Annotated in this window: 8 protein-coding genes; all 8 read right to left on the reverse strand. The window is 63.6% G+C overall.

Features of this window, described 5'->3' with window-relative positions:
• On the reverse strand, positions 1-2,138 hold a 2,138-nt coding region (locus B7Y89_RS17665; RefSeq protein WP_292940742.1), incomplete at its 3' end, for a DUF5934 domain-containing protein.
• A 1-nt stretch (position 2,139) separates the two neighbouring features.
• Positions 2,140-3,033 (reverse strand): TraV family lipoprotein, encoded by an 894-nt coding sequence (locus tag B7Y89_RS17670; protein ID WP_292940745.1) that lies wholly within the window; start codon positions 3,031-3,033, stop codon positions 2,140-2,142.
• Positions 3,034-3,134: 101 nt separating this feature from the next.
• Entirely contained in the window at positions 3,135-4,019 is an 885-nt protein-coding gene (locus tag B7Y89_RS17675) for a DsbC family protein (protein ID WP_292940748.1), read from the reverse strand.
• Entirely contained in the window at positions 4,006-5,334 is a 1,329-nt protein-coding gene (locus B7Y89_RS17680; protein ID WP_292940751.1) for a TraB/VirB10 family protein, read from the reverse strand. The genes B7Y89_RS17675 and B7Y89_RS17680 overlap by 14 nt, the downstream gene beginning before the upstream one ends.
• Position 5,335: 1 nt before the next feature.
• Complete coding sequence (locus tag B7Y89_RS17685; protein WP_292940754.1) at positions 5,336-6,142, reverse strand: type-F conjugative transfer system secretin TraK; 807 nt, start codon at positions 6,140-6,142, stop codon at positions 5,336-5,338.
• Positions 6,139-6,705, reverse strand: coding sequence for a type IV conjugative transfer system protein TraE (locus B7Y89_RS17690; RefSeq protein ID WP_292940757.1), 567 nt, complete (start codon positions 6,703-6,705; stop codon positions 6,139-6,141). The genes B7Y89_RS17685 and B7Y89_RS17690 overlap by 4 nt, the downstream gene beginning before the upstream one ends.
• 1 nt (position 6,706) lies before the next feature.
• Positions 6,707-6,997, reverse strand: a complete 291-nt coding sequence (traL, locus tag B7Y89_RS17695; protein ID WP_292940760.1) for a type IV conjugative transfer system protein TraL — start codon at positions 6,995-6,997, stop codon at positions 6,707-6,709.
• A 58-nt stretch (positions 6,998-7,055) separates the two neighbouring features.
• On the reverse strand, positions 7,056-7,376 hold the full coding sequence (locus tag B7Y89_RS17700) for a TrbC/VirB2 family protein (protein WP_292940763.1): 321 nt from the start codon (positions 7,374-7,376) through the stop codon (positions 7,056-7,058).
• Positions 7,377-7,430: the final 54 nt, after the last annotated feature.

The raw sequence follows: 7,430 nt of genomic DNA on the forward strand, positions 1-7,430 counted from the left end.
GTGCGAGCATAGGTCTCGATGAAGTCGGCCATCGCGCCGCCACGGAGCATTTGCCACGCCTCGTCGAGCAGAAGTGCCTTGGGAATTGAGCGATCGAGCTTGCGCATCATCTGCTGCGACATGAACATGATCGCGGTCAGCACGACGCTGCGCAGCTCCTCGCGCGCCGAGAGGTCGGACAGTTCGAAGACGGTGAGCTGCGCTTGCATCTCGAACGAGACTTCACCCTGGAAGAAACGCCCGTACGTGCCTCCCGACGAGAAGGGTCGCATCGCGATACCGAGATTGGATGCCAGCGGGTTGCCGGTCGCCTCCAGGGCTGCGATCACCAGATCGATCGAACCCTTGCTGCCATGCTCCTCCCAGACCTGGTTGACCGCGCCGTCGATCAGGCCCCGCTCTGTGTCGTCGAGCACGTTGATGTGCCGCGACATCTGATTGATGATGGCCTTGAGCATCGCCATGCAGTCGAGGAGGTAATCCTCGTCCTCCGCCGCTTGGAGCTCGTCGATCATCGAGAAGGGGTTGAGGCAGAAGCCCGAGCTCATCGTGAATTCGACGAAGGCACCGCCCTGCAACTTTGCCGAGTGCTCGAACGAGCGGCCGTCGTCGATCACGACCACCTTCGCGCCAGCGCCACAAAGCGAGCCGCACAGCTCCTGAAGCGCGACCGACTTGCCCGAACCCGACTTGCCAAAGACCGCGACATTGTGGTTGCCGGCGGCATTCTCGAACGGGCTCCAGAAGAAAGGTTGGCCGCGCCGGCCGATGAGCAGCAGGTGGGGCACGGTGCCGCCCAGATATTCACCCTGAATCGGCGCCAGATTGGCCGCCGTCGTGGTGAGCAGCGTCCGCATCCGCTTCATGCGCTCGAGGTCCTTCGACAGGCCGTTGGCCATCGTCATCGGCATCGCGCAGAGCAGCCCCATGACCTGCAGGTAACGATCGTCGAGCAGGTCCCAGCCTGCCGCCCGGTAGACGGACTTGAGCACGCGCTCGTTGCTGTCGCCCTTGCCCTTGGGTGAAAAGGCGGTGACGCTGAAGAACACCCGGACGAGCTTGCGACCCTGCCGGATCTCCTCGTTGACGTAGCGCCATTCCTGCGACTGATCGCGCAGCTGCGGCAGGAACTTGGACGACTTGGAATCGGCCAGACTCGTCGTCCGCATGAATTTGAAGCTGGCCTTGTTGGTCGAGGCTTGGGCGTCGGGAAAATCGATGCACAGGTTGGTCGCGACCGGGCACGGCATGCGGAGCTTGTCGGTGAACATGTCGCCGATCAGGCGTGCCACATCCCACGGCGCCCAGCGCGTCGGTAGATTGCGCACGGAGAACGACCGGACATCGAACACGTCGGGATAGATTTCGCCGATCTCAGGGGCGCCCTTGACCGTCTTGCCGGTCGGGCGGAAGCGCTCGGTCCGCAGCAACATCCGATCCGGTTCGACCTGCAACTCGATGTCGCGGCGGATCGCCTGGTCTGCGATCGGATCGAGCCGATTGTAGCTGATGGCATCATCGCCGGCGGCGGTGGTAGGCGAGGTGATGTCGTCGATCCATCCGATCAGCGCCACCGGGTCCATCGCGCGCGCCGCGACGTTGATCGACGCAAGCGACGAAATGATCCCCTCCATCACCGAGACGATCTGCTCAACCGACACGCTCGACGATTCCGGGGTCGAATAGGAAATCGCGACCCGGTGGTTGCGGAGGCAGAACGGGGCGTCGGCCGATAACGAGTCCCACACACCGTCCGTCAGGAAATCGACGCGGTGCTTGGCCATGCGTTCATAGACACCGCGCGCTGCGTAGCGCGGCAGATACCATTTCGAGAGGTGTTCGCCGATGCGTGGCGACATCCATTGGTGAAACTGAAGACAACCCGGCGCCGGAATACCCTCGGAGAGGAACTGTGCCAGGATCTCGCCGGTGCGCTCGTCGGCTCCAACCAACGGCGCTGCCTCGATCACGAACCCGCGCGACGCGCTGTTGTAGAAGATGCCCGTCTTCGGGTCGTAGCTCCGATATGGCAGCCAGTGCGCGAGCATCGGGACCGCGAGATCCGGCTGCTGGGCGTCGGGACGCTTGCTATCGCCGAAGACGCCGGCGAGGAGATCGTCGAAGAAGCGTCGCGCCATCTCAATCCTCCTGCGGCACGGACGCGGGGAATCCAGCGGCCTGGACGACGGGCTTGGAATCTGGCTTGGCTACGGGTCGCGCCCCCTCAGCGCCCTCGCTTCGCGCCGTGTCCTGAGCCGCGGTTGCCTGCCCTTGATATTGTGGGCTCGCTTTCACCCGCGCGACCGCCTCAGCGGCGGCGGTCGTTTTGGGCAGCGTCGCCACGCCGGACGGGGTGGCGTTCGTCGTTTTCAACGCGACTGGCGCCGCGCCTGGGCTACCCGCTGAGTCATCGGCCTTCGGCGAAGGTGCCTTCGCCGTCTGTGCCTGCCCCCTTTCCGCGGGTGGCACGGAGGCCAGGGCGTTGCGGCCCGCCTTGGGGGCTAGGCGAGCCGCAACGTCGGACTTGATCGCTGCGACCGGATCGGCACTGCGCGCCCGCGCAGCGGCTACCACCGCAGGATCAGGAAGATCTGGATCAATCGCCGCGACATCGACGATGGCAGGGTCGGCGCGATCGATGGCCTCGGCGAGCGATTCCGGCAGCGTGTGCATCGAGGACGCATTGCGATCAGGAATAAGCGTCGCGGATGCCAGCGACTGTTGCTGCCATTCGCCGCTCTGCACGACCGCGTGAACCGCGCTCATCTCGTGCAATCGCCCGCGCTCATCGATGTAGGGCTGAAAGACGATCCGAAGCACCCGCTCCTGGGTACGCCGCGCATCGCCGGGCACGATCTGCCTGGTCGCAGCGGTCCGCGGCGCCCGCGCCTTCGGGCGGGTTTCCATATAGGGCCCGGCGGGCACCGCGTCGCCGCCACTCTCACCTGCGATCATCGACAGCGCGCGATCGTCAATCGATGAAGAGGGCGCGCAGATGCCATCGGGCGCGGCGCATGAGAAGCTGCCTCGCACGTTGCTCCCGAACGTCGCACACCCACTGAGCATAGTCAGCGCCGCCAGACCGGCCGATCCGAGTACGACCGGTGATCGGCGGGATTGATCCAAACGCCGACTCACGACTTCGCCCCCCTGAGCCAGGCCTCGAGGAACTCCTTCGGCCGATAGCCTTCGAGGATTGCGCCGTCGCTGCGAACAATGACCGGCGTCGCGTTCAGGCCATTTTTCCGGGCGAATTTCTCATTGGCATCGAGGCCCTTGGTGTCGCACGCAGCTGGCGCCTTGAACGGCTCACCTGCATAAGCGGCGTGAAGCGCCTGTTCCTGGTTTTTGGAACAGTAGACGCGATCGGCAATGTCACGGCTGCCGAGGACCGAAATCGGCCGCTCGACAACTTTCACGTCCATGCCGCGCAAGACATTGGTGAGCGCGCGGCAATAGCCGCAGCGGAAGTCCGTGAAGATGGTGACGGTCTGTTTGGCCGCCCTATTGCCCCAAACGATCGCGCCCTCGCTCGGCAAGCCGGTCAGATTGAGCATGGCCGGGCGCACGGGGGCCGTCGTCCGCCCGCTGCCGACCGCAGCCGCCGTGACCTCGCCCCCGCCCTCCTCGCCGCCGGAAGCCGCCGCGGCATTTGCCTTCGCAGCCCCGCCGACCAGCATGTCGGGGTTGATCTCGAGAAGCCGTGCCGCTGTCAGATCCTGGCGCGTCTCCATGTCATAGACGCGGCCGATGATGAGGTAGCGAGCACCGTGGTTGACGTAGAAGAGGTTCGCGCCCGCGGTGACCTCGCAGAGCCCTTCGATTTTCTCGCAATTGACCTTGGAGACTTCCGTCTTCGGCAGGCGCGCCTTCAGGAGTCCCGTAACCTTCACCTCGTCTGGACCCGCCACGTCGGCTGCCAGTGCGATGCCGGCCACGCCGATTGCGCCGATCGCCGCCAGGACGGGAGCCCGCCGCGTGAAAAGGCGCAGCTTACGCAGTCGATCAATTGCGGACATACACACCCTCCAGGAAGACAATTTCAACATCGATGCCGGTCGGCATCTCGATCACAGGCTGATATTGCTCGGCACGCTCGATCAGATATTTCGAGACGTCCTTGCCGGACTCCGCAGCACCGCCGCCGAGCGCGCGCAGGCCGACGCTGCCGAAATTGGGCGTGCGGTTGATGCTGCCCTCGCCGTCATTGGCGATGGTCGCCAAGGGCTGGTTGAAGGCGGTGTTGAGCGCGTTGCCGCCGCCACTGACCAGGCCGGCCAGGAAAGCTTGCATCGCGAGGGATCCCTCGCGGCTGACGACACGCCCGCGCACGCCGGTCTTGCCGCCGAAGGCGATGAACCCCTTCACCTCGGACACTGCGTAGCGACCGCCAGGTTGTGGGCAGGTCATCTTCTGAAGCTTGACGTAGACCTTCTCGCTCGAGAGATCGCCGCGCGCCGCGCCATTGATGAGGCACCCCTCGATCTTCGTTGTGAGGAGCTTGCCGTTCTGGTAGACCGACCGCGCCGGCCCCGTGACGCGCAGCACGACGGGCAGCGGATCTGTCTGGCTGTTGACCCCGGCGCTCGCATCTACGCCGACGATGACCTTGGCGCTGGCGAAACTGTTTGGCGGCAGATAGTTGATGCTGTCGGTGTAGGTCGTGGTGCCCTTCGCGACGCGGGTAGCCGTCCCGGAATCCGCTGTCTGGAAGCTGACCATCTTCACTTCTACGCCGTTGCTGACGGGCATCGGGCGACCGGCGGGTCCGGCATCGGGACGCTGGTAGTTCTGGACACCGTTCGGGCCGTACATCGCGGAAGGTCCGGGCGCGGGCGGAGGCGCCGTGGTCTTGGTCGCGACCTGCCTTCGCAGTTGGTCATTCTCCGCCTGGTAGGCGGATAGCACCCGCGCGCCATCGGCGCGCATCGCCTGATTCTCGCCCTTCAGCAGTTCGAGTTGCTGGGCGAGCTGATCGACCCTCTGCTGCTGCCCGTTGACCGATTTCAGCTGGTTCTCGACCGACTGCATCTGATTTTCGGAGAGCGCCATCCACTCCTGCTGGTTGAGGTTCTTGTTGACCATGTCTTTGGTCGAAACTTCGACCTTGGCTGCATCGCTGTCGGGGGACGCAGATTTTCCGCCGTCGTCGCCGAAGATCCAAAACGAAGATGCGATGAGCCCCGCACCGGCAACGCCTGCAAGCAGCAGCCGCTGCTTTTTGCGAACGCTCTCGTTCGCGGTCAGATCGCTCGAGACGGGAGAGACGCCCTCCTCTTCCGGTCCCCCATCGAGCGGCGCGCGCCTGCGCCGGAAGAAATCGGCCAAAGCCATGTCACTGCCTCCCGTTTTGCGAGACGAGATAGGCCGTCGTGACCTTCCCTGGATCGAGCTTCGGCTCTGCGATCGACACTGCCAGCGCGCTAGAAGGCGCGACGGTCGCTTCAGTCAACGTGACCGGGGCCGCGCCTTTGTTCTCGATGCGAAGGACGCGGCCGGTGAGATCGGAGCCGCGATATTCGGCGATCATCTGGACTTTGAGCGTGCCGACATAGACCGGACGAAGCGCTCGCTGGCGCATCTCGTAGCCGTCAATGACGCCGTTCGAGTACATCGCCTGCACGAGTTCGACGGCAGTTTCCTGCGGATCTGCCGCTGCTACCTGCGGCGCCGTGTCGCCCGCTTTGTCCTTTGCGATCGCCGGGTTTGAGATGAACACCTGGACCGCCTGCTCGCCCGCGATGCGGCAGACGAACTTGTAGACATAACCCCGCTTGCTGGTCGCGAAGAAGGATAGGGCCTGGCGGCCGAACCCTTCCGGGACCGACAGGTAGATGTCTCCGCGCACCGGCTCGTTCACGACCGAGAAGTCATCGGCGGGATTGCCCGTCGAGATTTTCGAGACCGAGGCGAATTCATCCTCGACGAGGCTGATCCTGGTAAGGCCCTTGGCCGAAGCGGCGCAGTCTACCTGGCTGCCGTCGGACGCCATCACCGTCTGGTCGGCCCAGGCCGGCTCCGCGATGAAGAAGAACGATAAGGCCACGAGCGCCGCGCCGAGGATGCGGCTCAGATAGCAATAATAGCGAGAGAGGAAGACGGCGCCGGTCGCGGCGCTGCCAATGGCGTAGACCGACATCACTGATCCTTTTCCTTGCCGGTCGTCACCATTCCAAAGCCGACAAGCTTCAGGGACAGTCCGGAATATTGCCAATCGAAGCGGAAAGTCCGGCGCTCGTTGGAGACAACCTTGTTCCCTACGATCGTGTGCAGATCCCCGGTCACAGTGGACCACAGGTTCTTCGGGTCGATTTCCATCGTCTGGATCGTGAAGAACTGCGCGATCGACGAGCCGCGCTGCTCGTTCACAATCTTCATGAGGTCGCCGCGGATCTTGCCCTGCGCACTTGGCGCGGTGATCTCGAGGACCGACTTCATCCAATATTCGAGGTTGGAAGGGCTGCGATCGAGGGTCAGCACCGCGGTGTCACGAGTGATCAGCTCGAGATACTCGCGGGAGATGCCTGCGCTGTTGACCGCCAACGGTCGCGCCAAGATCGGTTGCAGGACGACTTCGCGATCGCGTGTCGTAGTGACTAAAAGCAAGATGCCGGAGAGGACGCCCAGGATCACCGAAATGATTACGAGGAGATTACGCTGCCTCAGGACGCGTTGGCTTTGGGCGTGGGTGTAGGTGATCTCCATCTTAGCCGGCCAACAGTCGGAGATAAGAGGGTGGCGTGGCCTTCATGCCGGTGAACCCGGCCGGAAGATGCCAATAGGCCAGATGGAGGAGCCAAGACGTCGCCCGTCCTGCCTTAGCCTTCTTCAGTCCCCACCAGCCCGCACCCGAAAGCACGATGCCAATGAGAATGTGCTGAGACAGGATTCCCCAGACGAACGGGATAACCATCGCCAGGAATTCATCTATCGTCCACAGCCCGATTAGCTCAGGATCGTCTAGATGAGACGGTATGACGTACTTGTCCGAGGCCATTGCACCACCCTCCCCAAAAGCCGGCCGGATCTGCTATTCCGACCGACCGTCGGACCCTTCAGATCGTTGCCGTGACGGTGGAAGTGACGATCGGGATACCGGTGCCGGCGCCGACACCGACACCGACCGGAATCGCGATCTGGCCCATCGAGAAACGCCCCGAGGCCAGCGCCACGATGCCGCCCGCGAGCGATAGTACGGTGATGATCTTGCCGCCCGAACCCTCGAGGAAGTCGGTGAACTTCGTCAGGGCCGTGTCGAATGTGGTGTCGGCGCCGGCGAAGGCCGGCCCCGCTAAGATGAATAGCGCAAGCGCCAGTGCGATGAGGGCGAAGACCGCCAGCTCCGCACGACCGCTGTTCTTGAGGACAGACTGCATGAGAGTTTCCCTTCAATCGGAACGCGATTGATCCCGCGCCCAAGAGAAAGGTGA

Origin of the sequence: Novosphingobium sp. 32-60-15, assembly GCF_002280675.1 — a bacterium.
GTDB lineage: Bacteria > Pseudomonadota > Alphaproteobacteria > Sphingomonadales > Sphingomonadaceae > Novosphingobium.